The organism is Albidovulum litorale (assembly GCF_025751495.1).
GTDB classification, from domain to species: Bacteria; Pseudomonadota; Alphaproteobacteria; order Rhodobacterales; family Rhodobacteraceae; genus Albidovulum; species Albidovulum litorale.
Genome location: NZ_JAOWKZ010000005.1, coordinates 119894 through 145952, shown reverse-complemented (window position 1 = coordinate 145952; position 26059 = coordinate 119894). Strand labels below are relative to the sequence as shown.

The following is a 26059-nucleotide window of genomic DNA, read 5'->3' as shown; positions in this document are numbered from 1 at the left end:
ATCAGACCTCTTCGACCAGAACCACGCCCGGCATCGCCTTGATCGCGCCCTTGACCTGTGGGTTGACGGGATAATCCTGCCCGGCCTCGACCTCCACCTCCTCGCCTGTGTCGCGATTGGCGATGCAGAAACTGATCGGGCCGCGGGTGCGGATCTTGGCCTCTTCCATCATCCGGGTCAGAAGCGATGCGACCGACGTGACCGCGCCTTCGTCCTCGATATGGATACGCAGGCCCGCTCCGCCCGCATCCGCCACCGCGCCTTCCATCGGGGTCACGCCCCGTCCGACAGGATCGAACTGGCCCTCGTTGAACCGCGCCTCAAGCGACATCACCACCTGATTGGTCCCGTCGAAGACCCGGCGGCAGGCATCGAAATCTTCGGTGAAAAGCGCAATGCCCGCGACCTGCCCGGTCGGGTCCGAGATGTTCATGCGGAAAAACCGCGTGCCGCGTGCCGATTTGCGGTCTTGCAGGCCCGAGACGAGGACGCCCACCCGCGCCACCGCCGCGCCGTCGCGCTCGGCCTTTTGCTGCAATTCGGCCAGCGTCAGCATCCCCTTGCGCTTCAGCGCCGGGGCGTAGTCGTCCAAGGGGTGACCCGAGAGGTAGAAGCCCACCGCCTGATGCTCCTGCGCCAGCCGTTCGGCGGGTAGCCAGTCATCGCAATTCGGCAGGCGCGGTTCCGGCAGGTCATCCCCCGCCTCACCGAAGAGCGAGACCTGAGCCGAGGCGCGGCCTTCGTGGATCGCCGCCGAATAGGCCGAAAGCGCGTCGAGTGCGCCGAAGACCCGGGCACGGTTGGGGTCGAGCTGATCGAAAGCCCCTGCCCGCGCCAGCATCTCCAGCGGCCGCTTGCCGATGCGCTTCAGATCCGCGCGGCGGGCGAAATCGAAGAGCGTGGCGAAGGGTTTCGCGCCTCGCGCCTCGACGATCATCTTCATCGCCTCGACACCGACATTCTTGAGCGCCCCCAAAGCATAGACGATCTGCCCATCCGCCACCGAGAACGTCGCCTCAGACCGGTTCACGCAAGGCGGCACGATGGTGATGTCGAGGCCCCGCCGCACCTCCTCGGCATAGATCGACAACTTGTCGGTCAGATGGATATCGCAGTTCATGACGCCCGCCATGAACTCGACGGGGTGGTTGGCCTTCAGCCAGGCGGTCTGATAGCTGACGACGGCATAGGCGGCGGCGTGGGATTTGTTGAAACCGTAATTGGCGAATTTCTCAAGAAGATCAAATACCTCTCCGGCTTTCTTCTTGTCCACCCCATTCGCGACCGACCCGTCGATGAACTTCGGCCGCTCCTTCGCCATCTCCTCGGCGATCTTCTTGCCCATGGCCCGGCGCAACAGGTCGGCGCCGCCGAGCGTGTAGCCCGCCATGACCTGCGCGATCTCCATCACCTGTTCCTGATAGACGATGATGCCTTGGGTTTCCTTCAGGATATGGTCGATGGAAGGATGAATAGATTCAAGGTCTTTCAGCCCGTTCTTCACCTCACAATAGGTCGGGATGTTCTCCATCGGACCGGGGCGGTAAAGCGCCACGAGTGCCACGATATCCTCGATACAGGTGGGCTTCATGCGGCGCAGCGCATCCATCATGCCCGAGCTTTCAACCTGGAACACCGCGACCGTCTTCGCCGCGGCATAGAGCTTGTACGTCGGCTCATCATCGAGCGGGATCGCGTTGATCTGGTCCTCGGCGCCTTCGGGTGGATCGTAAAGACGCCGCCCGTCGGCGGCCTCGTGCAGATGCCGCCCGCCAGCCCGGATCAGGTCGACAGCGTTCTGGATGACGGTCAGGGTCTTCAACCCGAGGAAGTCGAACTTCACCAGCCCCGCCTGTTCGACCCATTTCATGTTGAACTGGGTCGCGGGCATGTCCGAGCGCGGATCGCGGTAGATCGGCACCAACTCGTCCAGCGGCCGGTCGCCGATCACCACACCGGCAGCGTGGGTGGAGGCGTTGCGCAGAAGCCCCTCAACCTTCTGGCCATAGTCTAGAAGCCGCTGCACCACCTCCTCTGCCCGTGCCGCCTCGCGCAGGCGCGGCTCATCGGCCAGCGCCTTTTCGATAGATACGGGTTTGACCCCCTCGACCGGGATCAGCTTCGACAGGCGATCCACCTGCCCATAGGGCATCTGCAAGACCCGGCCCACATCGCGCACAGCGGCTTTTGACAGCAAAGCACCGAAGGTGATGATCTGGCCCACCTTGTCGCGTCCGTAATGGTCCTGCACATAGCGGATCACCTCTTCGCGCCGGTCCATGCAGAAGTCGATGTCGAAGTCCGGCATCGACACCCGCTCAGGGTTCAGGAACCGTTCGAACAGCAGCGAATAGCGCAGCGGATCAAGATCGGTAATCGTCAGCGCGTAAGCAACGAGCGACCCCGCGCCCGAACCCCGCCCAGGTCCTACCGGGATGTCGTGATCCTTGGCCCATTTGATGAAGTCCGCAACGATCAGGAAGTAGCCCGGAAACCCCATCTGTTCGATGATGCCGAGTTCGAAATCGAGCCGTTCCTGGTACTCCTCCACGCTCACCGCATGGGGGATGACGGCAAGCCGCGCCTGAAGCCCCTCATTCGCCTGACGGCGCAGTTCGTGGACCTCGTCATCGGCGAAACGCGGCAGGATCGGCTTGCGCTTGTAGGCCGCAAAGGCGCAGCGGCGGGCGATCTCGACGGTGTTGTCCAGCGCCTCGGGCAGGTCGGCGAAAAGCGCCGCCATCTCTTCCGGCGATTTAAGGTAATGCTGCGGTGTCAGGCGGCGGCGCGGTTCCTGCTGGTCGACATAGGCACCCTCGGCGATGCAGATCAGCGCGTCATGCGCCTCGTACATGTCCGGTTTCGGGAAATAGACATCGTTCGTGGCCACCAGCGGCAGGCCCATCGCATAGGCCATCTCGACATGGCCGCGTTCGGTCAGACATTCGGCCTCGGTATACTGACCACCCTCGCCGGGATGGCGCTGCAACTCGACATAGAGCCGGTCGGGATAGGCGGCGGCAAGGCGGCGCATCAGCGCCTCAGCCTTGGGCCCCTGCCCGGCTTGCAAGAAGCGGCCAACCGGCCCGTCGGGCCCGCCGGTCAGGCAGATGATGCCATCCGAATGCGCCTCCAACTCTTCCACCGTCACATGCGGCAGCGATCCGTCGCCGCGCAGGTAAAGGCAGGAATTGAGCTTCATCAGGTTCATGTACCCGGCTTCGTTCTGCGCCAGAAGGACAACAGGCGCGGGCCGGCGGGGACGTTCGCCCTGCTGGACGGGATCGGCATCGACCGACAATTGGCAACCGACGATGGGCTGCACGCCCGCCCCCTTCGCCAGAACCGAAAATTCAAGCGCCGCGAACATGTTGTTCGTATCCGTGACCGCGATCGCGGGCATCTTCATCTTGTCACAGAAGCCGACGAGTTTCTTGACCGGCACCGCCCCTTCTAGAAGCGAGTACTCGGTATGGGTGCGGAGATGGATGAATCGGGGAGCGGTCGCCATGGCCGGACCCTAGCTTATCAGCGACGGGCGCGAAAAGACCCAATCCGAGTGTCCTGCCACGTGCCTGTTTGCGTCCGGCCCGATTCCCCGCAAGGTTCTAGAAAATCAAAATTTTCTTGGCAAAAGTCTTCAAAGATTTTTGCGCGCCGCTCGGGGACGGCCGTCACGAGGATATCTCGTAATCGCTGATCCGGCCGCGAAAGTAAGCCTCGTAGCCCGATGTGTAGACATAACCCACCTCGCCGGATTGTGGCACGCGCCGCCCGCCGATCCAGGCGTAGTCGTCATAACGGCCGCGCCAGTCGCGGTTGACCGTCCTGCCATCCTCATCCAAAGCCGGCCGCCCCTCTGCCTCCATGGTCACGATGTCACCCGCCGCGTCGAAACCGAACCGCACCCGGGCGACGCCCTCCTGCACGGTCATCCGCACCTCGGCTGCATCGGGCCCGGTCACCCGCCAGGCCAGATCGGGATTGCCGAGAATCGCGTCCGGCGCCCAGGGCAGCTCGGCCAGATAGCGATAGGCCTCGCCCAGCGAAACAGCATCGCCCTCGGCCTTCTTCAGCGGGATCGTCCCGAACAGCCAGACCTCCAGCCATCCTTCCGCGCCGATATAGGCATCAAGAACCCTGACCCAGACCGGCGACGCACCGGTCTGGCGCGCCTCCCAAAGAAACCCGGCCCGGCCGAGCGCCACGACCTGCCAGGCCAGAAACGATCGGAATGCACCGCCCTTGCGGATTCGAAGCTCGCCGGTCTGATGGAAGGACGCCACCCGGGGCATCCCGTCGAGATTCGCCCCGTTGCGCCGGGCAAAATCCGCGACAATCGGCGGCAATGTCGCCTCGACATCGAGGGTGGGCGCGCTGTCCCGCAACCTCCGAGCGAGATCGAGAACAAACGCGCGGTGGCGCCGGCTCGCCGTGACCTGCGCCACGATCAGAGCCAGAGACACCAGCACAAGCACATAAAGCGCCGTTTCCATGCCCTACCCGGTATTCGAAACCACCCTTGGGGCAAGTATGACCGGGCGCGGTTCGCATTGCCAGTAAGGGTTACCCGACCGGTGAAATTCCGGCGATTATCTTGAAATCCAAGAAACTGCTCAGCGGTTTTTGAAAAAGGTTTAGCTTGCCTTGTGGCAAGGTTCGGCGCTTCATGGAGGCAGGGAGGCGCGCGACATCCGCTTTACGCCGCATCGGGCGGATGCGCAACTGGCCGGAAAGAGGAGAAGGCGGCGGGTTCATTCGATGAACGACATAGCGTTTCTGCTGAACGGAACGCCCGTGACCGTGTCAGGCGAAAGCCCCACGCGGACGCTACTGGATTGGCTGCGTGACACACGGGGCCTTACGGGAACCAAGGAAGGCTGCAACGAAGGCGATTGCGGCGCCTGTACGGTCATGGTGACCGACACGGGCGGCACACGCGCGCTGAATGCCTGCATCCTCTTTCTGCCGCAACTGCATGGGAAAGCCGTCCGCACGGTCGAGGGCCTGACGGGCCCAAAGGGCGAGGTGCATCCGGTTCAGACCGCGATGGTCGAAAAGCATGGCAGCCAGTGCGGTTTCTGTACGCCGGGTTTCGTCATGTCGATGGCAGCGGCCCAGAAGAACGGCGCGACAGATCACGACGATTACCTCGCGGGCAATCTCTGTCGCTGCACCGGCTACGCGCCGATCATCCGTGCGGCCGAGGCGGTGGCGAACGCGCCCGTGCCGGACTGGATGACTGAGAATCTGGGGGCTTTGTCCGGGGATGCCGCCCCCTTCGCGCCCGCGACGTCGGATGAGCTTGCGGAATGGTATGAAAGCCATCCCGACGCCGTCCTTGTCGCGGGCGCGACCGATGTCGGGCTTTGGGTCACCAAGCAATTGCGCGACCTGCCCGAGGTCGCCTTCCTGCATGCCTGCACCGATCTGCAAGAGATCGAGAATGTCGAAGGTGGCTGGCGTGTGGGCGCGGGCGTGACCATCGCGGCCTTGCGCCGCGCGATGGAGGACCCGCATCCGGCCTTCGCCGAACTTCTGCGCCGCTTCGCCTCGGAACAGGTACGGGGCGCGGCCACCATCGGCGGCAACATTGCCAATGGCTCGCCCATCGGCGACGCGCCCCCGGCGCTGATTGCCATGGGCGCGCGGCTACATCTGCGCAAGGGCGACACCCGGCGCGAGATCGCGCTGGAGGATTTCTTCATCGATTATGGCAAGCAGGACCGCGCGAAAGGTGAGTTTGTCGAGGCGGTGACGATCCCCGACACAGCACCCGCCCTTGCCTGCTACAAACTCTCGAAAAGGTTCGATCAGGACATATCTGCGGTCTGCGGATGCTTCAATATCGACCTTAAAGGTTCGAAAATTGAAAGCGCGCGGATCGCCTTCGGTGGCATGGCCGGCATCCCGAAACGAGCCTCCGCCGTCGAAGCGGCGCTTCAGGGTCGCGACTGGACGCTTGCGACCATCGAAGCCGCCCTGCCCGCCTTTGCCAAGGACTTCACACCCATGACCGACATGCGCGCCTCGGCTGATTACCGGCTGGAGACGGCGCAGAACATGCTTCTGCGGTATTTCCATGAACGGTCAGGCAACCCCGTTTCGGTGCTGGAGGTAGAGGCATGAGCGTCGCGAAACCCGTCACCCACGATTCCGGCCATCTCCATGTCACCGGCACCGCGCGTTACATCGACGACGTGCCCCTGCCCGCGAACACCGCGCATCTGGCCTTCGGCCTCTCGACCGTGGCGCATGGCGAGATCACGTCGATGGACCTCTCGGCAGTGCGCGCCGCGCCGGGCGTGATCGCGGTCTGGACGGCCGACGACCTGCCCTTCGCCAACGATGTATCGCCCTCGATCCATGACGAGCCCTTGCTGGCCACCGGCACAGTTCACTATGTCGGCCAGCCGATCTTCCTTGTCATCGCCGACAGCCACCTTGCCGCGCGCAAGGCGGCGCGCAAGGGCAGGATCATCTACAAGGAACGTCCCGCGCTGCTGACCGTCGATGACGCGATGGCAGCCGGCAGCCGGTTCGAGGGCGGCCCGGTCATCTGGACCAAGGGCGATGCTGCGAAGGCCATCGCAAGCGCCCCTCGCGTTGTCGAAGGCCGGTTCGAGATGGGTGGGCAGGAGCATTTCTACCTCGAAGGTCAGGCGGCCCTTGCGCTGCCCGCCGAGGGCGGCGTGATCGTCCAGTCCTCGACCCAGCACCCGACCGAGATCCAGCACAAGGTGGCCGAAGCCATAGGCGTGCCGATGAACGCCGTGCGGGTCGAGATCCGCCGCATGGGCGGCGGGTTTGGCGGCAAGGAAAGCCAGGGCAATGCGCTGGCCGTGTCCTGCGCACTGGTAGCGCGCCTACTGGGTCGCCCGGCCAAGATGCGCTATGACCGCGACGACGACATGGTCATCACCGGCAAGCGCCACGATTTCCGCATCGAGTACCGGGCGGGCGTGGACGACACGGGTCGCATCCTCGGGATCGAGTTCCTGCAACTCGCCCGCTGCGGCTGGGCCATGGACCTTTCCCTGCCGGTCGCCGACCGGGCGATGCTGCATTCGGACAATGCCTACAACCTTGAGCATGTGCGCATCGAAAGCCACCGACTGAAGACCAATACCCAGTCCGCCACCGCCTATCGCGGCTTTGGCGGCCCGCAGGGAATGCTGGGGATCGAACGCGCGATGGATCACATTGCCCATCAGCTCGGGCTTGAGCCGCTCGCCGTCCGCAAGGCAAATTTCTATGCCGATATGAAGGACGCCTCCGGCGGGAGTACTTCGGCCAAGAAGAAGCAGACGACCCCCTATCATATGGAGGTCGAGGACTTCATCCTGAACGGGCTGGTGACGAAACTGGAAGCATCGAGCGCTTTCGCCACCCGCAAGGCGGCGATTGCAAAGTGGAACGCCGAAAATGCGATCCTTAAGAAAGGTATCTCGCTGACCCCGGTGAAGTTCGGCATTTCCTTCACGCTCACCCACCTCAATCAGGCGGGCGCGCTGGTGCATGTCTATTCGGATGGTTCGATCCATCTGAACCATGGCGGGACCGAGATGGGTCAGGGCCTCTTCCGCAAGGTCAGCCAGGTCGCCGCCGCGTCCTTCGGCGTCGATGTCGGGGCCATCGCCATCACCGCGACCGATACCGCCAAGGTGCCCAATACCTCGGCCACGGCGGCCTCGTCCGGGTCGGATCTGAACGGCATGGCGGTCAAGGCCGCCTGCGACACGATCCGCGACCGGATGGCCGACTATCTGGCGCGCGAGCATCAGACGGTGCCCGCCAAGGTGCATTTCAAGGAGGGCAAGGTCTTTGTCGGCGGCGACGAGATGACATTCGCCGAAGCCGCGTCGCGCTGCTACATGGGCCGCGTCAGTCTTTCATCCACCGGCTTCTACGCGACACCAAAGATCACATGGGACCGTGTCGCCGGACGCGGGCGACCGTTCTACTACTTCTCCTATGGCGCGGCAGTAAGCGAAGTGGTGATCGACACGCTGACCGGCGAAAACCGCATCCTGCGCGCCGATATCCTGCATGATGCAGGCGCAAGCCTGAACCCAGCGCTCGATATCGGGCAGGTTGAAGGGGCCTATGTGCAGGGGGCGGGCTGGCTGACGACCGAGGAACTCGTGTGGGACGACAAGGGGCGGCTGCGCACCCATGCGCCCTCCACCTACAAGATCCCCGCCTGCTCCGACCGGCCGCGCATCTTCAATGTCGCGCTCTGGCACGGGGCGAACCGCGAGGACACGATCTACCGGTCGAAGGCCGTGGGCGAACCGCCCTTCATGCACGGGATTTCGGTCTTCTCGGCACTCTCGGACGCCTGTGCCGCCTGCGGGCCGAACTATCCCGACCTTCAGGCCCCCGCGACTTCCGAGGCTGTGCTGGCGGCGGTCAAGCGCGCAAGGGGGACGGGGAAATGAGTTTCGACCGCGAAACCCTGACCCGCGCGGTGGCCGAACACGGAGCCGTGGCGCGGGTCGTCGTGGCCGAGGTCAAAGGCTCTGCCCCGCGCGAGGAGGGCGCGGCGATGCTGGTCTGGGCCGGGGGCCAGTCCGGCACGATCGGCGGCGGCGCTCTGGAATACGAGGCGGCGGCGAAAGCGCGGGACATGCTGGCGGACGGGGGGGACGACCGGCTCGACCGGATGCCGCTCGGCCCGGCGCTGAACCAGTGCTGCGGCGGCGCGGTCGTGCTGCTGTCGGAGGTGTGGGGCGCGGAAAGGCTGGCCACGCTTGGGGATGGAACCGTCATCGCCCGCCCCCTGCCCGGCACCACCGGCGAGATGCCGTTGTCGGTGCGCCGCATCCTCAACCGGGCGCGGGGCGAAGGCTTCCGGCCGGTCCCGCGCATCCTGCATGGCTGGATGGTGGAACCGGTGACCGCGCCCATGCGCGACATCTGGATCTGGGGCGCAGGCCATGTCGGCAGGGCGCTGGTTTCGGTGCTTGCCCCCCTGCCCGGCCTCAGGCTGACCTGGATCGACACCGATGCCGCGCGCTTCCCGGATGTGCCGGAAGGCGTCGTGCGGAAAATCGCCGCCAACCCGGCCGATCTGGTGCCGGATGCTCCGGGCCATGCCGAGCATCTGGTCCTGACCTTCAGCCATGCGCTCGATCTTGAAATCTGCCACCGGCTGCTTGGCCACGGCTTCGGCATGGCCGGCCTGATCGGATCGGCCACGAAATGGGCGCGGTTCCGGTCGCGGCTGAAGGCCCTTGGCCATGCGGACGGTCAGATCGACCGCATCCGCTGCCCGATCGGCGATCCAAGTCTTGGCAAGCACCCGCAGGCAATCGCCGTGGGCGTGGCCACCGAAGTACTGAAAGCGAAGACCGCACAAAACTCACAAAAGGAACGCGCGGGATGACGGGGGAAATTCTTCTCGATATCAATGGGATAAGCAAGTCTTATCCCGGGGTGAAAGCGAACGAGGATGTCTCGTTCAAGATCGGCGTCGGCGAGGTTCACGCGCTTCTGGGTGAAAACGGCGCGGGCAAATCGACGCTGGTGAAAATGATCTACGGCCTCGTGAAGCCCGACGAGGGACGGATGACGCTGCGCGGCAAAGCCTTCGCGCCGACCGCGCCCAGCATGGCACGCGAACTGGGCGTCGCGATGGTCTTTCAGCACTTCTCGCTTTTCGAGGCGCTGAACGTCGCCGAGAATGTCGCCCTTGGCATGGAAAACCCGCCCCCGATGCGCGAGCTTGCCGCACGCATCCGGGCGGTCAGCGAGGAATACGGGCTGCCTTTGGACCCGTCGCGCATGGTGGGCGACCTCTCGGCGGGCGAACGCCAGCGGGTGGAGATCGTCCGCTGCCTGCTTCAGGACCCCAAGCTCCTGATCATGGACGAGCCGACATCCGTGCTGACGCCGCAGGAGGTGGAGATCCTGTTCCGGACGCTCCGGCAATTGTCGGCCGAGGGCACGGCGATCCTCTATATCTCCCACAAGCTGGAAGAAATCCGCACGCTCTGCGATGCCGCCACGATCCTCAGACGCGGCAAGGTCGTCGGCACCGCCGATCCGAAACAGTCCACGGCGCGCGAACTGGCCGAACTGATGGTCGGCGCAACGCTGACACCGCCGGAGCGCAAGGCCGCCGACAAGGGCGAGGTGGTGCTGGGCGTGACCGATCTGTCGGTCGACTCGCCGATCCCCTTCGGCACATCGCTGAAGAAGGTCAGTTTCACCGTCGCGCGGGGTGAGGTTCTGGGCATCGCGGGCGTCGCAGGCAACGGGCAGGACGAGCTGTTGCTGGCGCTTTCAGGTGAACTCAGGACCGCGCCGGACAAGGTTCGCCTGAACGGTCATGCGGCGGGCGACTACGGCCCGTCCGAACGACGCAATGCCGGGCTGGTGGCCGCGCCCGAGGACCGCTACGGCCATGCCGCGGCCCCCGATATGTCGCTCGTGGAAAACGCGTTTCTTAGCGGATACCTGCGGCGCAAGCTGTCGAACAGGGGTTTCATCGACTGGCCCGCGACGCGGCGCTTCGCCGATGAGGTCATTGCCACCTATGACGTGCGCACACCCGGCAACCATGTCGCGGCCCGCGCGCTGTCGGGCGGCAATCTGCAGAAATTCCTGATCGGGCGCGAACTTGACCAGACGCCGGAAGTCATCGTCATCAACCAGCCCACCTGGGGCGTCGATGCCGCCGCGGCGGCGGCGATCCGGCAGGCGATCCTCAACCGCGCGGCGGAAGGTGCGGGCGTCGTTGTGATCAGCCAGGACCTCGATGAACTTCTGGAGGTCGCGGACATGTTCGCGGTCTTGAACGAGGGCCGGCTTTCGAAGCCGCGCCCGGTGAAGGGCCTGACCATTGACGAGATCGGGCTGATGATGGGCGGCGCCCACGGAATGGAGGTGGCGCATCATGCTGAGGCTTGAGAAACGTCCAAACCCCTCGCAGTTCTGGCAATACGGCACGCCGGTGGTGGCCGTCCTCCTGACGATGATCGTCGGCGGCATCCTGTTTGCGATGCTCGGCAAGGACCCGTTCGCGGTGATCCGCACCATCTTCTGGGACCCGATCTTCGGCGAGTTCGCCTTCTACCTGCGCGGTCAGTTGCTGGTGAAGGCGGGGCCGCTGATCCTGATCGCCATCGGCCTCGCGCTCGGTTTCCGGGCAGGCATCTGGAATATCGGCGCGGAAGGCCAGTACATCATGGGCGCTGTGATCGGTGCCTCGGTGGGCCTTGCCGTCTATCCGACCGAAACCCGCCTGATCTATCCGGTCATGGTGATCGCGGGCGCGCTAGGCGGCTGGCTCTGGGCGATGATCCCGGCGATCCTCAAGACGCGGTTCAACACCAATGAAATCCTCGTCTCCCTGATGCTGGTCTATGTCGCCGAGACAATCCTCGCCAAGGCCGCGACCGGCTTCCTGCGCAATCCCGATGGCGCGGGCTTTCCCGGCAGCCGCAACTTCTCGTCCTACAAGGCAGCCTCGAACCCCGAACTGATCGCGGGATCGGGCCTGCATTGGGGCGGCGTCGCGGCATTGGTGACGGCGGTTCTCGTCTATATCCTCCTGCAACGACACATCCTCGGCTTCCAGATCAAGCTCGCGGGTCAGGCGCCGCGCGCGGCACGGTTCCACGGCGTCAACCCGACCCGGCTCGTCGTCTTCTGCATGGGCCTCTCAGGCGCGCTTGCAGGCCTCGCGGGGCTGTTCGAGGTGACGGGGCCTGCGGGCCAGATCTCAATCGACTTCAACTCGGGCTACGGCTTCACCGCGATCATCGTGGCTTTCCTCGGGCGTCTGAACCCGATCGGCATCGTCTTTGCCGGGCTTCTGATGGCGCTGACCTATGTCGGCGGCGAGATGGCCGCGACCAATATGGGCCTGCCATCGGCGGCAATCCAGGTCTTCCAGGGGATGTTGCTCTTCTTCCTACTCGGCGTGGACGTCCTGTCCAACTACCGCATCCGCATGTTCACGGGAGGCAAGTGATGGATTTCGGATCAATTAACCCGGCCGTTCTGATTGCCTCGCTCATGGTGGCGGCGGTTCCGATCATGCTGGCCGCGCTCGGCGAGCTTATCGTGGAAAAATCGGGCGTCCTGAACCTCGGCGTCGAGGGGATGATGATCATCGGCGCCATCGCCGGGTTCATCGTGGCGGTCAATACCGGAAGCCCGGTCGTGGGCTTCATCGGTGGCGCAATGGCGGGCGCGGCACTCAGCCTGATCTTCGCCTGCCTGACCCAGTTCCTGCTCACCAATCAGGTGGCCACCGGTCTGGCGCTGACCTTGTTCGGCCTCGGCCTCTCCTCGCTCGCAGGCCAGGGCTATAACGGCATCAAGCCGCCACCCACGGGCGCGGTGCCCTTCGGTCCCCTGGCCGATATCCCATTCTTCGGCCGCGTCCTCTTCGGGCATGACTGGATGGTCTATTTCTCCATCCTCATGGTCGCGGTGACCTGGTGGGTCCTGAAATCGACGCGTCTCGGCCTGATCATCCGCGCGGTCGGCGAAAACCACGAAGCGGCACATTCGCTCGGCTACAAGGTCACCCGCGTCCGCATCGGCTGCATCATGTTCGGGGGCGCCATGGCCGGGATGGGCGGGGCCTATGTCAGCCTCGTCCGCGTGCCCCAATGGATCGACGGCATCACCTCTGGCGCGGGCTGGATCGCGCTCGCGATCGTGGTCTTTGCCAGCTGGCGGCCCTGGCGCGTGATGATCGGCGCCTATCTCTTCGGTGGCATCACGGTTCTGCAACTCAATCTGCAGGCCGCGGGCTCTGCCATCCCTGTCGAGTACTTGTCGATGGCGCCCTATCTGATAACCATCCTTGTGCTGGTCATCATGTCCTCTGGCCGGGGCAAGGCGTCTCTGAACGCGCCTGCAAGCCTCGGGCAGAATTTCCACGCCTCGCACTGAGGCCAAACATCGGGGCCAAAGCCCCACCAACCGGGAGTGTAACATGAAAAGAAGACATCTACTTGCCTCTGCCGCGCTCGGCCTCGGGCTTGCCTTTGGCGGCGCGGCCAACGCCCAGATGGACAGCGTCAAGGCCTGCTTCGTCTATGTCGGCACTATTGGCGACGGCGGCTGGACGCAGGCGCACCACGCCTCCGTGACAAAGGCGCAGGAGCATTTTGGCGACAAAGTTCAGTTTCAATGGCAGGAATCGGTTCCCGAAGGCGCAGACTCCGAACGAGTGCTGACCCAGATGGCACTTGGCGGCTGCAACATCATCTTCACCACGTCTTTCGGCTACATGGACCCGACGAACGCCGTTGCCGCGAAATTCCCGAACGTAAAGTTTGAACACGCAACCGGTTTCAAGCGCGAACATCCCAACGTCGGTATCTACAACGCCCGGTTCTATGAGGGGCGCGCGATCGAGGGTCTTATCGCCGGCCGCATGACCAAGTCGAACAAGATCGGCTACATCGCCTCGTTCCCCATCCCTGAAGTGATCATGGGGATCAACTCCTACTTCCACAACGCCAAAAAGGTAAATCCTGACGTCGAACTGAGCGTCGTCTGGGCGTTCACTTGGTTGGATCCGGCCAAAGAAGCCGACGCCGCCAAGGCTCTGCTCGATCAGGGTGTGGATGTCATTGCCGCGCATACCGACTCCACTGCACCGTTGGCGGAAATCGCCAAATCGGGCGGAAACGCGATCGGCTTCGGTCAGGCTTCCGATATGGAAGACTACAAACCCACTCCGCGCGTAACGTCGATTATCGACGATTGGTCGCCCTACTACATCAGGCAGATCCAGGCCGTTATGGATGGAACATGGGTCTCCGAAGACACATGGGACGGGATCAAAGACGGCACGGTCGGAATCGGCGAATTCACCGGTCTGCCAGACGAGGTGAAAGCCGAAGCGGAAGGTATGCGCGACGCCATCGCGGCAGGCACCTACCACCCGTTCACCGGCCCGATCAACAAGCAGGACGGCTCGGCCTGGCTGGCCGAAGGCCAGACCGCACCGGATGGCGATCTTCTTGGCATGGGCTTCTATGTCGAGGGCATCACCGGCGATATTCCGAAGTAATTCTAGGGACTTCGCCCTGAACGACAGACCCCGCGCCACCCGGCGCGGGGTTTTTCTTTTCGCTGCGTGAAATTGACACAGATCATTATCATATTCCATTTTCATTATATGTATGTGCTATCAGGCTGCCCAAAATGGCCAGCCGATGCTCTGGGAGGAGCAGGAAATGGCACATATCGTCGTTCTGGGGGCCGGGCTTGGCGGCTCCATCATGGCCTATGAACTGGCCGACCAGATCCGGCCAGAGGACCGGATCACCGTTGTGACCAAGGACCCCCTTTATCACTTCGTCCCGTCCAATCCATGGATTGCCGTCGGCTGGCGCGAACGGGACGACATCACGGTCGACCTGACCCAGCCGCTGAACAGAAAAGGGATCGAATTCAAGCCGGTCGCGGCGGAAAAGCTGCACCCGGAAGAAAACCGGCTCGACCTCGTCGACGGCACATCGATCGACTACGATTACCTGATCATCGCCACTGGCCCCGAACTCGCCTTCGACGAGATCGAGGGGCTCGGCCCCCATGGTGGGCACACCCAGTCGATCTGCCATGTCGACCATGCTGAGATGGCCGCCGAAAAGTTCGAAGCCTTCTGCAAGAACCCCGGCCCGATCATCGTCGGCGCGGTGCAGGGCGCGTCCTGCTACGGTCCGGCCTACGAATTCACCTTCATCCTGGAAACCGAACTCCGCCGCCGCAAGATCCGCGACAAGGTGCCGATGACCTTCGTCACCTCCGAACCCTATATCGGCCATCTCGGCCTCGACGGGGTCGGCGACACCAAGGGCCTGCTCGAAAGCGAGATGCGCAACCACCACATCAAGTGGATGACCTCGTCCCGCGTCAAGAAGGTCGAGGACGGCCAGATGGTGGTCGAGGAGATCGCCGAAGACGGATCGGTCAAGGCGGAAAAGGCCCTGCCCTTCGGCTTTGCGATGATGCTGCCCGCGTTCCGCGGCATCAAGGCGGTCGCGGGCATAGAGGGTCTCGCGAACCCGCGCGGCTTCACCATCGTCGACCAGCACCAGCGCAATCCGAAATACCCCAATATCTTCGCGGTAGGCGTCTGCGTCGCGATCCCGCCGATGGGGCCGACGCCGGTGCCCTGCGGCGTGCCGAAGACCGGCTTCATGATTGAATCGATGGTGACCGCGACGGCCCACAACCTCGGGCAGGTGCTGCGCGGCAAGGAACCCGACAATGTCGGCACGTGGAACGCCGTCTGCCTCGCCGATTTCGGCGACAGCGGCGTCGCCTTCGTCGCCCAGCCGCAGATCCCGCCCCGGAACGTCAACTGGGCGTCTTCGGGAAAATGGGTCCATCTGGCAAAGATCGGGTTCGAGAAATATTTCCTGCACAAGGTCAGGAAGGGAACGTCCGAACCCTATTACGAAAAGGCCATGATGAAGATGCTTGGCATCGACAAACTGAAAGAGGTCCAGAAGGGCTGAGGCACTTGGCTGTGCCTCAGTTCAAAATCTCGAACATTCGGGCAAACCCGCCACCCGCTGACGACAAGTCAGGGGTGGCGGCCGGTACACGGTAACTTGGTCGGCCTATTCCGGAACCGTTTCTCCTGAACCGCCGAACTCAGAGGGAAAGTCCTTCATTTTTGGCAGGCCGTCTTTCATTCGCAGCACGGTTTCCGCGTAATTGACATGTATGCCCGGCGCGAACTCAAGGTCTGGAATTACCGCAGCATAGACATCGGTGAGGCCCAGACCCGGATGCCCGGCCATGAGGTGACCGCCACACTTGTCGCACCACTTCCGGTCGCTGTTTTCGGTCTTGTTGTATTGCCTGATATGCTCTGCGCCTTTGACAACCTTGACCTTGTCCGGAGCCCACAGCGTGAATGCATTGACAGGGCCGGCGGACCACGCCCGACAGCTTTCACAGTGGCAATAGCCCATCCCGGCGGGTTCTCCCGTCGCTTCGATTTCGACGGCTCCGCAGAAGCATTGGCCTTTGTACGTTTTCGACATGTCTTCCCCCGTTCTCTTCGAAGGGCGAAGTGTAGCATGTCACGTCGGCAAACGCGAAACAGGCTGGCAGCCGGTGGCGAGAGTGCCGATTCATGGACCATATCGGGCTAAATGGGACACCCGAACTGGAACGCCGTCAGACCCCGACCCGGCTTGACTCGCCGCCTCCCCTCGCCTAAACCCGCCCGGATTCCGGAAGTGGCAAAGCTTCCGGTCCCCGGAATGTCAGGGGATCGCCACCAGTCAGCGCGTTGCGCCCACTGGTGCGTTTTGCGTTTGGACGCTCCTGTCGCTATGTCGGGGGCAGTGAAGTGGAAAGGCCAAGGAGGGCCATATGTTCGAGAACCTGTCAGAACGCCTTGGCGGCGTCTTCGACCGGCTGACGAAACAGGGCGCCCTCTCTGAGGACGACGTCAAGACCGCTTTGCGCGAGGTCCGCGTGGCACTTCTGGAGGCCGACGTCTCGCTGCCGGTCGCACGCGATTTCATCAAGGCGGTCGAGGGCAAGGCCACCGGTGCCGCCGTCACCAAGTCGATCACGCCGGGCCAGCAGGTCGTCAAGATCGTCCATGACGCGCTGATCGACGTGCTGCGCGGTGCCGAAGACCCCGGCACGCTGAAAATCGACAACCCGCCCGCGCCGATCCTGATGGTCGGCCTTCAGGGCGGCGGCAAGACCACCACCACCGCGAAACTCGCCAAACGCCTGAAGGAACGCGAGAAGAAGCGCGTCCTGATGGCCTCCTTGGATACCAACCGCCCCGCCGCGATGGAGCAGCTTGCGATCCTCGGCACCCAGATCGGCGTCGATACGCTGCCGATCGTCAAGGGCGAAAGTGCGGTACAGATCGCCAAGCGCGCCAAACAACAGGCGACGCTCGGCGGCTACGACGTCTACATGCTCGACACTGCCGGGCGCCTCCAGATCGATCAGGTGCTGATGGATGAGGTGGCCGAGGTCGCCGCCGCCACCAAGCCCCGCGAAACCCTCCTCGTCGTCGATGGCCTCACCGGTCAGGTCGCCGTCGAGGTCGCGCAGGAGTTCGACGCCAAGGTCGGCATCACCGGCGTGGTCCTCACCCGGATGGACGGCGACGGCCGCGGCGGTGCCGCCCTTTCCATGCGCGCTGTCACCGGCAAGCCGATCCGCTTCGTGGGTCTCGGCGAAAAGATGGACGCGCTTGAGACCTTCGAGGCCGAGCGCATCGCCGGCCGCATCCTCGGCATGGGCGACATCGTGGCCCTTGTCGAAAAGGCGCAGGCGACCTTGGAGGCCGAACAGGCCGAACGCATGGCCAAGCGTTTTGCCAAGGGTCTCTTCAACATGAACGACCTCAAGTCCCAGCTTGAGCAGATGATCAAGATGGGCGGCATGCAGGGCATGATGGGCATGCTGCCGGGCATGGGCAAGGCCGCGAAACAGATGGAGGCGGCGGGTTTTGATGACTCGATCCTCCGCCGCCAGATCGCGCTGATCAACTCGATGACCAAGAAGGAACGCGCCAACCCCGCCCTTCTGCAGGCCAGCCGCAAGAAGCGTATTGCCGCCGGTGCCGGGCTGGAGGTTTCGGAACTCAACCAGCTTCTGAAGATGCACCGCCAGATGGCGGACATGATGAAGAAGATGGGCAAGGGCGGCATGATGAAACAGGCCATCAAGCAGATGATGGGCAAGGGCGGCATGCCCGACCCCTCGAAGATGAGCCCGGCCGAGATGGAAGCCATGGCCAAGGGCATGCAGGAAGGCATCGGCGGCGGCAAGCTGCCGAGCGGCATGGGCCTGCCGGGCGGTCTTGGCGGCATGAAGCTGCCCTCGGGGCTTTCGGGCCTCGGCGGGTTCGGGAAGAAGAAGTGACCCTGTACGCGCCCCTCCAGTGCCCGACCCGACGGGAAGGGCGTGAAGCGCCTACCCCTTTGGGGGTGGGTCGGGCGCTGCGCGCGCAAAAGGGGGCCGCATGACCCCTCCCACCCTCCACACCGACCGCCTCACCCTCCGCGCCCCGAAACTCGCGGATTTCGAGCATTGGGCCGAGTTCTTCGCCTCCCCCCGTTCGATCCATGAACGCGGCATGATGGACCGGAACGAGGCATGGAAGAACTGGGCCGCCGATGTGGCGCTCTGGCAGTTCAAGGGCTACGGCGCCTTCGGCCTCGACGACCGCAAAACCGGCGCTTATGTGGGCGAGGTCGGCATCTATGAATTCATGGGTTATCCCGAACCCGAGCTTGGCTGGTTCACCGTGCCGGAGGCAGAGGGCAAGGGTTACGCCGCCGAGGCGGCCCGTGCCGTCATGGTCTGGGCGCGCAAGAGCTTCGGCTGGGACCGGCTCATCAATATCATCGACCCGGCCAACGCCCGCTCCATCGCGCTCGGGCTGAAACTCGGCGGCGTGATCGACCCCACCATCCCCGGCACCGATCCCGGCGACGTCGTGATCGTCCATGATATCAGGGGGCTCGCATGACCCCGCATCTGGCCGATACGCCCGTCCTGACCACAGACCGCCTGACCCTCCGCGCCCCCGCGCCGCAGGACTGGCCCGCCTTCTCCGCCTTCCTCTCCACCCCCCGCTCGCAGTTCGTGCGCGACGGCGAGTTGGACGAGGGCAGGAAATGGCGTGCCTTCGGCCATCTCATCGGCCATTGGGTGATGCGCGGCTTTGGCATGTTCATCTTCACGGCCAAGGGCGCGGACAAGGTGCTGGGCATGGCCGGGCCATGGTTCCCCGCGGGTTGGCCGGAACGCGAAATCGGCTGGTTGGTCTGGGCGGCAGAGACCGAGGGCAAGGGCTTTGCCTGCGAGGCCGCGACCGCCGCCCGCGCCTATGCCTTCCGCGACCTCGGCTGGGACACAGCCGTCAGCTACATCGCCCCCGAAAACACCCGCTCCATCGCGCTGGCCGAACGCATGGGGGCCAGCCGCGACGACAACGCCGCCCATCCCGGCGGCGACAAACCCTGCTATGTCTACCGCCACCCGAAACCGGAGGCGCGCACATGATCCACGCTTGGGAACAGCCTTCGACCGGCCCGGCCGCCGCTTTCGCGGCTTCGCTCGCAGCCATGATTCCGGTGATCGAGACCGCGCGGCTCCGCCTCCGCGCCCCGCACATCGGCGATTTCGACGACTGGGCCGCGATCGAATGCAGCGAGCGCGGGCGTTATATCGGCGGCCCGATGTCGCGTGAAGATGCCTGGCGCGACTTCACCCAGGCCACCGCCACCTGGCTCCTGCGCGGTCACGGTCTCTGGACGGTCGAGGACAAGGCCGACCGCGTGCTGCTCGGCTTCGTCCTCCTCGGCTTCGAACCCGGCGACCGGGAGCCGGAACTCGGCTTTCTCTTCTCCGAGGCGGCCGAGGGCAAGGGCCTCGCCCATGAGGCCGCCAACGCCGCCCGCTCCCATGCCTTTGGCGCTCTCGGCTGGGACACGCTGGTCAGCTATATCGTCGACGGCAACGACCGCTCGGTGCGTCTGGCCGACCGTCTTGGCGCGACCCGCGACCGCGCGTCCGAGGTCGCTTTCGACGACCCCGTCCTCGTCTACCGCCACTACCGGGAGGGACGCACATGAAAGTCCGTCCCGACATCTGCCCGACGCTTGCCATACGTTTTGCCGACACTTTGCCGACCCCGAACCGGAGGCCCCGATGAGCGATCCCACGACCCTTGCCGCGTCCCTGCTGAAGGGCCACCGGGAGAGCATCGACCGGCTCGACGCGATCCTCGTCTACACGCTGGCCGAGCGGTTCAAGCACACCCAGGCGGTGGGGCGTCTGAAGGCCGAACACGACCTGCCGCCCTCCGATCCCCTGCGTGAAAGCCAGCAGATCGAGCGGTTGCAGCGCATGGCGCTGGAGGCCGATCTCGACCCCGAATTTGCCAAGAAATTCCTGAACTTCATCATCTCCGAAGTCATCAGGCATCACGAGAAACTGCAAAAATAACCAAGGAATAGCAGGCATCTGCCTGTTTCAAAGCCAAGATAGGAGAAATGACATGGCTATGAAAATCCGCCTCGCCCGTGGGGGTTCCAAGAAGCGTCCGTTCTATTCGATCGTCGCCGCCGACAGCCGCATGCCGCGCGACGGCCGCTTCATCGAAAAACTCGGCACCTACAACCCGCTGCTGCCGAAGGACTCCGAAGACCGCGTAAAGATGGACATGGAGCGCGTGCAGCACTGGCTGTCCAAAGGCGCCCAGCCGACCGACCGCATCGCCCGCATGCTGGAAGCCGCCGGCGTGAAAGAAAAGGCCACCCGCGCCAACATGAAAAAAGCCGAGCCTGGCGACAAGGCCAAGAAGCGCGCTGAGGAAAAGGCCGCAAAATCGGCGAAGGCTTCTGAGGCCGCTGCCGCCCCCGCCGAAGAGGCTGCGGCCGACGAAGCCGCGTCCGAATAAGACGCTGAAAAGACATGCTGATCGGCTTCTTCCTGCGCCGGATCATCACTCTCACGCTTTGCGCGGGGTCGTTCTGGCTGGGCATGAAGACCGATCGCATTCTGGTCCCGAAAACGGCCGCCGCCCCGGTGGCGGCCGACTGCCCGGAGGTGACGGATGGCAACTGACCGCGTCTGCGTCGGCGCCATTGGCGGCGCCTTCGGTGTTCGGGGCGAGGTGCGGCTGAAAAGCTACTGCGCCCAGCCAGAGGCGATTGCCGCCTATGCCCCCCTCTGGACCGAGGACGGCAAACGCAGCTTTACCCTCCGCATCACCCGCAGCATCAATAACGGCTTTGCCGCGCGGCTTTCCGGCATTGCCACCAAGGAAGAGGCCGATGCCCTTCGCGGTGTCGAGCTTTTCGCCGACCGGTCGATGCTGCCCAGCCTGCCGGATGACGAGTTCTATCATACCGACCTTATCGGGCTTGAGGTCTTCGATACCTGTGGAACCAAAATCGGCACCGTCCGCGCGGTCCACAATCATGGCGCGGGCGATATCCTTGAAATCTTTGCGCCCGGTCGTAAGACCGCGCTCCTTCTGCCCTTCACCCGCACGGTCGTACCGACGGTCGACCTCACCGCCGGCCGGATCATCGCCGACCCGCCGGAGGAAACGGAGTGACGGACGACGAGAAACCGAAGTCGCACGGGCGTCTGTCCGTCTCGGCCTCGCTGAAACCCCGCGACCTGATGGCTGAGGCCCCGCGTCTGAAAGGCGCATGGACCGCCCGCATCATTACGCTCTTCCCCGAGGCTTTTCCCGGCACGCTCGGCCTCAGCCTGACCGGAAAGGCCCTGGCGGAGGGGCTCTGGCATCTTGAGACGATCCCGCTCCGCCCCTTTGGCATCGGCAAACACCGCAATGTCGACGACACGCCCGCAGGCGGCGGGGCCGGGATGGTGCTGCGCGCCGATGTGGTGGGCGCGGCCTTCGATCAGGCCGCCATCGGTACGCCCGCCGACCGGGCGAAATGGCCGGTCGTCTACTTGTCGCCGCGCGGCAAACCCTTCAATCAGGCCATGGCCCGCGGCTGGGCGACATCAGAAGGCATCACGATGCTCGCGGGCCGGTTCGAAGGCGTCGACCAGCGGGTGCTGGACCACTACGCGGTCGAAGAGGTCAGCCTTGGCGACTTCGTCCTGACGGGCGGAGAGATCGCCGCGCAGGCGATGCTGGATGCCGTGGTACGGCTCCTGCCCGGAGTGCTCGGCAATGCCGCCTCCACCGAAGAGGAAAGCCATTCCCACGGCCTGTTGGAGCATCCGCAATACACACGTCCCGCTAAGTGGGAGGGGCGAGAGATCCCGCCTGTCCTCATGTCCGGCCACCACGGCGAGATCGAGAAATGGCGACGGGCTGAGGCGGAGAGACTGACGATGGAAAGGCGGCCCGATCTGTGGTCCGCCCGTTCTCCGAAGTCGGAAGCTTAGTTTTCTAGCGCGACTGCGCGTTCAGAATTCACGGCAACTGTGACCGATCCAGAATTCACGGCCACTGTGACCGATCCAGATTGACCCCGATCAGGCCTGCTGTCTGAGCGGGATGGGTGATTGGCACCATATGCGCGGCTCCGGGTACTGTGGCGATGCCGACATCGGGCAGGCGGGCCGCGATGTTCTCGGCGATCCGCTCGATGATCGGTGGCGAGGCCTCACCCCGGATCAGAAGTACCGGCATGTCGAGGCTTTCGAGCGCATCGGGCGCGAGGATACCGCCGCTGTCCTCGAACAGCGCGGGCCGCCCCGCCCCGATCAGATGGATACGGTCGGTCAGTTCGCGGCGGTTCCGGTCGTCCATTGCCTGCCAGTCCACGCCCGTGCCCCACATCGCGGTAAAGGCCCGTGCTGCCGCCTCGCGGTCGCCGACTTCCATCATCTGTTCGAACAAGGCGTCGTTTTGCAGATGCTCCTCCCATACCGGTTCGCCCTTTGTCGCGGCGAAAAGGACCGGCTCGATCAGCGTCAGCGTCCGGAACGCATCAGGCGCGGCAATGGCAAGGCGCAACGCTACGACCGCGCCGAAGGAATGGCCGATCAGGTCCAGCGGTTCCTCGACGAAACTTGCCGCGATCTGGGTGGCACGGGTCAGAAAATCGCCCGCCCCCGTCCAGTCCGCCGACCGTCCATGGCCCGGCAGGTCGAAGGCGGTCAGGGTGATCCGGTCGGCGAGGCGTTCGGCCACCCCTGCCCATGCGTTGGAACTGGCCAGCGAGCAATGCACCGCCAGCGCAGGGCGCGGCCCGGTGCCGAATGTCTGCCAATGGGTCGGAAAGCCGGCCCGGTCTTCCTGTGGCATCAGAGTTTGCCCGCAAGATGGAGGTCAAGATCGTCGAGACGGTCCTGCCCCCAGAACCGCTGGCCACTGTCGACGAGATAGAAGGGCGAACCGAAGACGCCCCGGTTCACGGCTTCCTCAAGATTGTTGGCATAGGTCTCGGCTCCCAAGAGAAGGCCCTTGTCCGCCAGATCCGCCTCGAACCCGGCCTTGGAAAGAAGGTCACGGATCACCTCGTCCGAGGCGATGTCGCGTTCGTCGGCCCAGCAGGCGCGCAGGATCGAATGGACGAATGCGCCCAGATCGCCTGCCGCGCCCTTTGCCTTGGCCGCCTGCGCCGCGATGATCGCGTAAGCCGAGGGCGCGGCATTGGTGGGCCAGAACATCGGCTGAAGGTTAATCTTCATCCCTGCCTTGGCTGCCTGCCGGGTCATTTCCTGCAACCGGTATTCGCGGCGACCCTCGGGCCGGTCCTTCAGCGCCGTGCCGCCCGTGCGCCCGAAGAGCCCGCCGATATCGACCGGCTTGTAGGTCACCGTCGCACCATGCTTCGCCGCGATTTCTTCCAGCCGCGTACCGGCGAGGTAGGTAAACGGAGAGATTGTGGACAGGAAGTAGTCGATCTGTGGCATTTCCGGCACTCCTTCGGGTTTGCCCGGACGCTAGCCCGATGATAAGCGGGTGGCAACGTCACGAATCCGTCATCTGGCCCGGTTTTGCGGCCCCGAACGACAAGGACCCGCCATGCCCTCCATGACCGAGCCGAAGCTCATTTCCGGCAATTCGAACCGCCCGCTTGCCAATTCCATCGCCCGGCGGATGTCGATGCACCGGGGCATGTCGGTCGGGCTGGTGGACGCGCGGGTCGAACGCTTCAACGATCAGGAGATCTTCGTCGAGGTCTTCGAAAATGTCCGCGGCGAGGACATGTACATCATCCAGTCGACCTCGAACCCGGCGAACGACAATCTGATGGAACTCTTGATCATGACCGACGCGCTCCGCCGGTCGTCAGCGGACCGGATCACTGCCGTGATCCCCTATTTCGGCTATGCCCGCCAGGACCGTCGCGCCAAGGCGCGCACGCCGATCTCGGCCAAACTGGTGGCGAACCTCTTGACCGAGGCGGGCGTCGGCCGGGTCCTGACCATGGACCTGCATGCCGCCCAAATTCAGGGTTTCTTCGACATTCCTGTGGACAACCTCTATGCCTCGCCGATCTTTGCTCTCGACATCGAGCATCACTTCAGGGGCCGGCTGAACGAAGTGACCGTGGTCTCGCCCGACGTGGGCGGCGTGGCCCGTGCCCGCGAATTGGCGCAGCGCATCGGCTGCGGCCTCGCCATCGTCGACAAGCGCCGGGTGAAGGCGGGCGAAGTGGCCGAGATGACGGTGATCGGCGACGTGTCGGGCCAGACCTGCATCATCGTCGACGACATCTGCGATACCGCCGGAACCCTCTGCAAGGCAGCAGAAGTGCTGATGCAGGGCGGCGCCAAGGAGGTTCATTCCTACATCACCCACGGCGTCCTTTCCGGTCCGGCCGTGGAGCGTGTCACGAAGTCGGTGATGAAAAGCCTCGTCATCACCGATTCCATCGAACCGACCGCCGCCGTGAAGGCCGCGAAAAACATCCGCATCGTTCCCACGGCACCGATGTTCGCGCAGGCGATCATGAACATCTGGTCGGGTACCTCGGTTTCGTCGCTCTTCGACGCCGAGACTCTGGGGCCGATCTACGAAGGCATGTATTCGCGCGGCTGAAGCCTTAACGCGTCAAGGCTTTGCCGATGCACGGGTTCAATGCACGACGCCGCTCGGTCCATGCTTCATGAAATGCCATTGGCCGTAACTGTCTTTCAGATCGAGCTTGATGGCTGCGCTTGCGGTCGTTGACGCACTTCCGATCTCGGCGATCGAAAACTCGATACCGTTCGGCATGTCGATCCGAACCCGGTGCGCGCCGTCGCCGTGCGGCGGTTTGATCGGTCGGCCTTCGGAAGACAGGACGTTACCGATGCTGACCTTTGCCGTGCGCGCCTCAATATCTATGTCCATGCCAATGGGCGCGTAGATCGTGTCATGCAGCGTAGGGCTCATGGCGCGGAACACCCACCAGTGCGTCGCCTCTTCATCCGTTTCGCCGCCTGTCAGCACGGTTTCCAGTGCTTTGCGCTGATCGACAGAGGCGCTTTCATCGATGATTAGCTGCATCTCCCCCTCGCCCTTGTAGATTGGTCCGGGCCAGGCATAGAGAATGGCTACTTTCACCCCGGTCAGATCCACCTTACCGAAATGGCCATCGGTGATTTCCATCACCTCGAACCCGCGGCAATTGCCCTGGGTCGGGTCTTCCTCGAACTGACAGGGGCAGGCGTATCCGCAGTTGCAGTTCCCATAAGCGGGCCCTTCGATGTACCAGTCTATCCTTGCCATATCGCTTCCTTTCCTCGGTCTTGGCGGAGCGTCCGCTCCCTTTCGATATCAAAGTGCTGAAAGAACGACCCCTGAGCCCGCAGCGATCAAGAGACCGCCGGCCACCCGCGAGAACACGCGGGGGTACGGGACGATTTTTTCAAGCAATACGTAGATCGCCAGCCCAACGATCCAGTAGAGGTTCATGATCCCCCCAACGAACAAAAGCGCCATCAGCGCCCAACAGCATCCCAGGCAATAGCTGCCGTGATGCAGGCCCATCATGAGTGCCCCAGAGTAGCCTTTACGATTGTACATGGTCAGGAACTGGGCGGGCGACCGACAATGCCGCAAACAGGCGACTTTCAGGTTAGAGAACTGGTAAAGGCCCGCCATGAGCAGCACGACGCCCGCGACCGGCTTTGACCCAATCGTCATCATCGGGCCATTGGTGATTGCGAGGCTTTCCGTCAGCCATTGCAGCAGCATTGCGACCGCGCTGAAGCCCATCCACGCAAGCAGATAGCCCGCCAGAAAGACCATGCTGAGACTTGTGGCTTTGGCCTTTTGCGAGCCCTGCCGCTTCAGTGCCGCGAACAGAAGCACGACCGGGGCGGCGCTCGAGGTCATCATCGCGATCATCATGACCCACCACATCAGGAAGATCAGAAGCGCGTATCCCAAGGTCCATTCCATGGCCTCGCCCATCGCCATCGGTTCACCGACAGGGCGGGCCATGCGTGTCATGTCAAGCGCCGACATTGACATGCCGACGCCCGCAACTGTGTAGAGACCTGCCAGAAGAACGACCAGCGTTACCGCGCCGAACACAATCCACTTGTCGCGCGCCAGAGCGCGTTCAACCGGCCCGGGCGCGCCAGCCACAGCTCTCTCTGCCAA

Annotated in this window: 26 protein-coding genes; 18 read left to right on the top strand and 8 right to left on the bottom strand. The window is 63.8% G+C overall.

Features of this window, described 5'->3' with window-relative positions:
* Position 1: 1 nt before the first annotated feature.
* The 3 genes from dnaE to OEZ71_RS18575 all read right to left on the bottom strand — a co-directional run bounded on the left by dnaE (position 2) and on the right by OEZ71_RS18575 (position 4758).
* Positions 2 to 3511, bottom strand: a complete 3510-nt coding sequence (gene dnaE / locus OEZ71_RS18585; protein WP_263741577.1) for a DNA polymerase III subunit alpha — start codon at positions 3509 to 3511, stop codon at positions 2 to 4.
* Positions 3512 to 3674: 163 nt separating this feature from the next.
* Positions 3675 to 4496: a DUF6544 family protein gene (locus tag OEZ71_RS18580; protein ID WP_263741576.1), complete on the bottom strand. Its 822-nt coding sequence runs from the start codon at positions 4494 to 4496 to the stop codon at positions 3675 to 3677.
* A 70-nt stretch (positions 4497 to 4566) separates the two neighbouring features.
* The gene (locus OEZ71_RS18575) at positions 4567 to 4758 is read right to left on the bottom strand and encodes a hypothetical protein (protein ID WP_263741575.1); all 192 of its coding nucleotides are present in this window, start codon (positions 4756 to 4758) and stop codon (positions 4567 to 4569) included.
* 3 nt (positions 4759 to 4761) lie between these two features.
* On the opposite strand from OEZ71_RS18575, the gene xdhA reads away from it, so the two are divergent.
* From xdhA to OEZ71_RS18535, 8 genes are all read left to right on the top strand, one after another.
* Complete coding sequence (xdhA, locus tag OEZ71_RS18570) at positions 4762 to 6129, top strand: xanthine dehydrogenase small subunit (protein ID WP_263741574.1); 1368 nt, start codon at positions 4762 to 4764, stop codon at positions 6127 to 6129.
* Positions 6126 to 8441, top strand: a complete 2316-nt coding sequence (xdhB, locus tag OEZ71_RS18565; protein ID WP_263741573.1) for a xanthine dehydrogenase molybdopterin binding subunit — start codon at positions 6126 to 6128, stop codon at positions 8439 to 8441. Before xdhA ends, xdhB begins: the two co-directional genes overlap by 4 nt.
* Positions 8438 to 9388 carry a xanthine dehydrogenase accessory protein XdhC gene (xdhC, locus tag OEZ71_RS18560; protein ID WP_263741572.1) on the top strand — a complete coding sequence of 317 codons (951 nt, stop codon included), beginning with the start codon at positions 8438 to 8440 and terminating at the stop codon, positions 9386 to 9388. The genes xdhB and xdhC overlap by 4 nt, the downstream gene beginning before the upstream one ends.
* Positions 9385 to 10914 carry an ABC transporter ATP-binding protein gene (locus tag OEZ71_RS18555; protein WP_263741571.1) on the top strand — a complete coding sequence of 510 codons (1530 nt, stop codon included), beginning with the start codon at positions 9385 to 9387 and terminating at the stop codon, positions 10912 to 10914. The genes xdhC and OEZ71_RS18555 overlap by 4 nt, the downstream gene beginning before the upstream one ends.
* Positions 10901 to 11980 (top strand): ABC transporter permease, encoded by a 1080-nt coding sequence (locus OEZ71_RS18550; RefSeq protein WP_263741570.1) that lies wholly within the window; start codon positions 10901 to 10903, stop codon positions 11978 to 11980. Before OEZ71_RS18555 ends, OEZ71_RS18550 begins: the two co-directional genes overlap by 14 nt.
* Positions 11980 to 12912 (top strand): ABC transporter permease, encoded by a 933-nt coding sequence (locus OEZ71_RS18545; RefSeq protein WP_263741569.1) that lies wholly within the window; start codon positions 11980 to 11982, stop codon positions 12910 to 12912. The genes OEZ71_RS18550 and OEZ71_RS18545 overlap by 1 nt, the downstream gene beginning before the upstream one ends.
* A gap of 43 nt (positions 12913 to 12955) precedes the next feature.
* Positions 12956 to 14041, top strand: coding sequence for a BMP family ABC transporter substrate-binding protein (locus OEZ71_RS18540; protein ID WP_263741568.1), 1086 nt, complete (start codon positions 12956 to 12958; stop codon positions 14039 to 14041).
* Positions 14042 to 14207: 166 nt separating this feature from the next.
* The gene (locus OEZ71_RS18535; RefSeq protein ID WP_263741567.1) at positions 14208 to 15494 is read left to right on the top strand and encodes an NAD(P)/FAD-dependent oxidoreductase; all 1287 of its coding nucleotides are present in this window, start codon (positions 14208 to 14210) and stop codon (positions 15492 to 15494) included.
* Between the two features lie 105 nt (positions 15495 to 15599).
* On the opposite strand, the gene OEZ71_RS18530 is transcribed toward OEZ71_RS18535, so the two are convergent.
* Positions 15600 to 16028, bottom strand: a complete 429-nt coding sequence (locus OEZ71_RS18530) for a GFA family protein (protein ID WP_263741566.1) — start codon at positions 16026 to 16028, stop codon at positions 15600 to 15602.
* Positions 16029 to 16362: 334 nt separating this feature from the next.
* On the opposite strand from OEZ71_RS18530, the gene ffh reads away from it, so the two are divergent.
* The 9 genes from ffh to trmD all read left to right on the top strand — a co-directional run bounded on the left by ffh (position 16363) and on the right by trmD (position 21900).
* A complete protein-coding gene (ffh, locus tag OEZ71_RS18525; protein WP_263741565.1) occupies positions 16363 to 17883 on the top strand; it encodes a signal recognition particle protein in 1521 nt (506 codons plus the stop codon).
* 100 nt (positions 17884 to 17983) lie between these two features.
* Positions 17984 to 18493: a GNAT family N-acetyltransferase gene (locus tag OEZ71_RS18520; RefSeq protein WP_263741564.1), complete on the top strand. Its 510-nt coding sequence runs from the start codon at positions 17984 to 17986 to the stop codon at positions 18491 to 18493.
* On the top strand, positions 18490 to 19029 hold the full coding sequence (locus OEZ71_RS18515) for a GNAT family N-acetyltransferase (protein WP_263741563.1): 540 nt from the start codon (positions 18490 to 18492) through the stop codon (positions 19027 to 19029). Before OEZ71_RS18520 ends, OEZ71_RS18515 begins: the two co-directional genes overlap by 4 nt.
* Positions 19026 to 19601: a GNAT family N-acetyltransferase gene (locus OEZ71_RS18510; protein ID WP_263741562.1), complete on the top strand. Its 576-nt coding sequence runs from the start codon at positions 19026 to 19028 to the stop codon at positions 19599 to 19601. Before OEZ71_RS18515 ends, OEZ71_RS18510 begins: the two co-directional genes overlap by 4 nt.
* Positions 19602 to 19677: 76 nt before the next feature.
* Entirely contained in the window at positions 19678 to 19974 is a 297-nt protein-coding gene (locus OEZ71_RS18505; RefSeq protein ID WP_263741561.1) for a chorismate mutase, read from the top strand.
* Positions 19975 to 20026: 52 nt separating this feature from the next.
* Positions 20027 to 20428 (top strand): 30S ribosomal protein S16, encoded by a 402-nt coding sequence (gene rpsP, locus OEZ71_RS18500; protein WP_263741560.1) that lies wholly within the window; start codon positions 20027 to 20029, stop codon positions 20426 to 20428.
* A 14-nt stretch (positions 20429 to 20442) separates the two neighbouring features.
* Entirely contained in the window at positions 20443 to 20595 is a 153-nt protein-coding gene (locus tag OEZ71_RS18495; RefSeq protein WP_263741559.1) for a hypothetical protein, read from the top strand.
* Positions 20585 to 21091 carry a ribosome maturation factor RimM gene (gene rimM, locus OEZ71_RS18490; RefSeq protein ID WP_263741558.1) on the top strand — a complete coding sequence of 169 codons (507 nt, stop codon included), beginning with the start codon at positions 20585 to 20587 and terminating at the stop codon, positions 21089 to 21091. The genes OEZ71_RS18495 and rimM overlap by 11 nt, the downstream gene beginning before the upstream one ends.
* 68 nt (positions 21092 to 21159) lie before the next feature.
* Positions 21160 to 21900: a tRNA (guanosine(37)-N1)-methyltransferase TrmD gene (trmD, locus tag OEZ71_RS18485; protein ID WP_412175661.1), complete on the top strand. Its 741-nt coding sequence runs from the start codon at positions 21160 to 21162 to the stop codon at positions 21898 to 21900.
* Between the two features lie 55 nt (positions 21901 to 21955).
* On the opposite strand, the gene OEZ71_RS18480 is transcribed toward trmD, so the two are convergent.
* Positions 21956 to 22765 carry an alpha/beta fold hydrolase gene (locus OEZ71_RS18480; protein ID WP_263741556.1) on the bottom strand — a complete coding sequence of 270 codons (810 nt, stop codon included), beginning with the start codon at positions 22763 to 22765 and terminating at the stop codon, positions 21956 to 21958.
* On the bottom strand, positions 22765 to 23376 hold the full coding sequence (locus OEZ71_RS18475) for a 2-hydroxychromene-2-carboxylate isomerase (protein WP_263741555.1): 612 nt from the start codon (positions 23374 to 23376) through the stop codon (positions 22765 to 22767). The genes OEZ71_RS18480 and OEZ71_RS18475 overlap by 1 nt, the downstream gene beginning before the upstream one ends.
* Positions 23377 to 23488: 112 nt before the next feature.
* On the opposite strand from OEZ71_RS18475, the gene OEZ71_RS18470 reads away from it, so the two are divergent.
* A complete protein-coding gene (locus OEZ71_RS18470) occupies positions 23489 to 24508 on the top strand; it encodes a ribose-phosphate pyrophosphokinase (protein ID WP_318527858.1) in 1020 nt (339 codons plus the stop codon).
* A 36-nt stretch (positions 24509 to 24544) separates the two neighbouring features.
* On the opposite strand, the gene OEZ71_RS18465 is transcribed toward OEZ71_RS18470, so the two are convergent.
* Complete coding sequence (locus OEZ71_RS18465) at positions 24545 to 25180, bottom strand: DUF1326 domain-containing protein (RefSeq protein ID WP_263741553.1); 636 nt, start codon at positions 25178 to 25180, stop codon at positions 24545 to 24547.
* Between the two features lie 48 nt (positions 25181 to 25228).
* The gene (locus OEZ71_RS18460; RefSeq protein ID WP_263741552.1) at positions 25229 to 26044 is read right to left on the bottom strand and encodes a DUF2182 domain-containing protein; all 816 of its coding nucleotides are present in this window, start codon (positions 26042 to 26044) and stop codon (positions 25229 to 25231) included.
* Positions 26045 to 26059 lie beyond the last annotated feature (15 nt).

Bases quoted from the DNA above. Each gene is read 5' to 3' on its own strand.
- dnaE (WP_263741577.1), bottom strand. From the start codon at position 3,511: ATGGCGACCGCTCCCCGATTCATCCATCTCCGCACCCATACCGAGTAC.
- OEZ71_RS18580 (WP_263741576.1), bottom strand. From the start codon at position 4,496: ATGGAAACGGCGCTTTATGTGCTTGTGCTGGTGTCTCTGGCTCTGATC.
- OEZ71_RS18575 (WP_263741575.1), bottom strand. From the start codon at position 4,758: ATGAACCCGCCGCCTTCTCCTCTTTCCGGCCAGTTGCGCATCCGCCCG.
- xdhA (WP_263741574.1), top strand. From the start codon at position 4,762: ATGAACGACATAGCGTTTCTGCTGAACGGAACGCCCGTGACCGTGTCA.
- xdhB (WP_263741573.1), top strand. From the start codon at position 6,126: ATGAGCGTCGCGAAACCCGTCACCCACGATTCCGGCCATCTCCATGTC.
- xdhC (WP_263741572.1), top strand. From the start codon at position 8,438: ATGAGTTTCGACCGCGAAACCCTGACCCGCGCGGTGGCCGAACACGGA.
- OEZ71_RS18555 (WP_263741571.1), top strand. From the start codon at position 9,385: ATGACGGGGGAAATTCTTCTCGATATCAATGGGATAAGCAAGTCTTAT.
- OEZ71_RS18550 (WP_263741570.1), top strand. From the start codon at position 10,901: ATGCTGAGGCTTGAGAAACGTCCAAACCCCTCGCAGTTCTGGCAATAC.
- OEZ71_RS18545 (WP_263741569.1), top strand. From the start codon at position 11,980: ATGGATTTCGGATCAATTAACCCGGCCGTTCTGATTGCCTCGCTCATG.
- OEZ71_RS18540 (WP_263741568.1), top strand. From the start codon at position 12,956: ATGAAAAGAAGACATCTACTTGCCTCTGCCGCGCTCGGCCTCGGGCTT.
- OEZ71_RS18535 (WP_263741567.1), top strand. From the start codon at position 14,208: ATGGCACATATCGTCGTTCTGGGGGCCGGGCTTGGCGGCTCCATCATG.
- OEZ71_RS18530 (WP_263741566.1), bottom strand. From the start codon at position 16,028: ATGTCGAAAACGTACAAAGGCCAATGCTTCTGCGGAGCCGTCGAAATC.
- ffh (WP_263741565.1), top strand. From the start codon at position 16,363: ATGTTCGAGAACCTGTCAGAACGCCTTGGCGGCGTCTTCGACCGGCTG.
- OEZ71_RS18520 (WP_263741564.1), top strand. From the start codon at position 17,984: ATGACCCCTCCCACCCTCCACACCGACCGCCTCACCCTCCGCGCCCCG.
- OEZ71_RS18515 (WP_263741563.1), top strand. From the start codon at position 18,490: ATGACCCCGCATCTGGCCGATACGCCCGTCCTGACCACAGACCGCCTG.
- OEZ71_RS18510 (WP_263741562.1), top strand. From the start codon at position 19,026: ATGATCCACGCTTGGGAACAGCCTTCGACCGGCCCGGCCGCCGCTTTC.
- OEZ71_RS18505 (WP_263741561.1), top strand. From the start codon at position 19,678: ATGAGCGATCCCACGACCCTTGCCGCGTCCCTGCTGAAGGGCCACCGG.
- rpsP (WP_263741560.1), top strand. From the start codon at position 20,027: ATGGCTATGAAAATCCGCCTCGCCCGTGGGGGTTCCAAGAAGCGTCCG.
- OEZ71_RS18495 (WP_263741559.1), top strand. From the start codon at position 20,443: ATGCTGATCGGCTTCTTCCTGCGCCGGATCATCACTCTCACGCTTTGC.
- rimM (WP_263741558.1), top strand. From the start codon at position 20,585: ATGGCAACTGACCGCGTCTGCGTCGGCGCCATTGGCGGCGCCTTCGGT.
- trmD (WP_412175661.1), top strand. From the start codon at position 21,160: ATGGCTGAGGCCCCGCGTCTGAAAGGCGCATGGACCGCCCGCATCATT.
- OEZ71_RS18480 (WP_263741556.1), bottom strand. From the start codon at position 22,765: ATGCCACAGGAAGACCGGGCCGGCTTTCCGACCCATTGGCAGACATTC.
- OEZ71_RS18475 (WP_263741555.1), bottom strand. From the start codon at position 23,376: ATGCCACAGATCGACTACTTCCTGTCCACAATCTCTCCGTTTACCTAC.
- OEZ71_RS18470 (WP_318527858.1), top strand. From the start codon at position 23,489: ATGCCCTCCATGACCGAGCCGAAGCTCATTTCCGGCAATTCGAACCGC.
- OEZ71_RS18465 (WP_263741553.1), bottom strand. From the start codon at position 25,180: ATGGCAAGGATAGACTGGTACATCGAAGGGCCCGCTTATGGGAACTGC.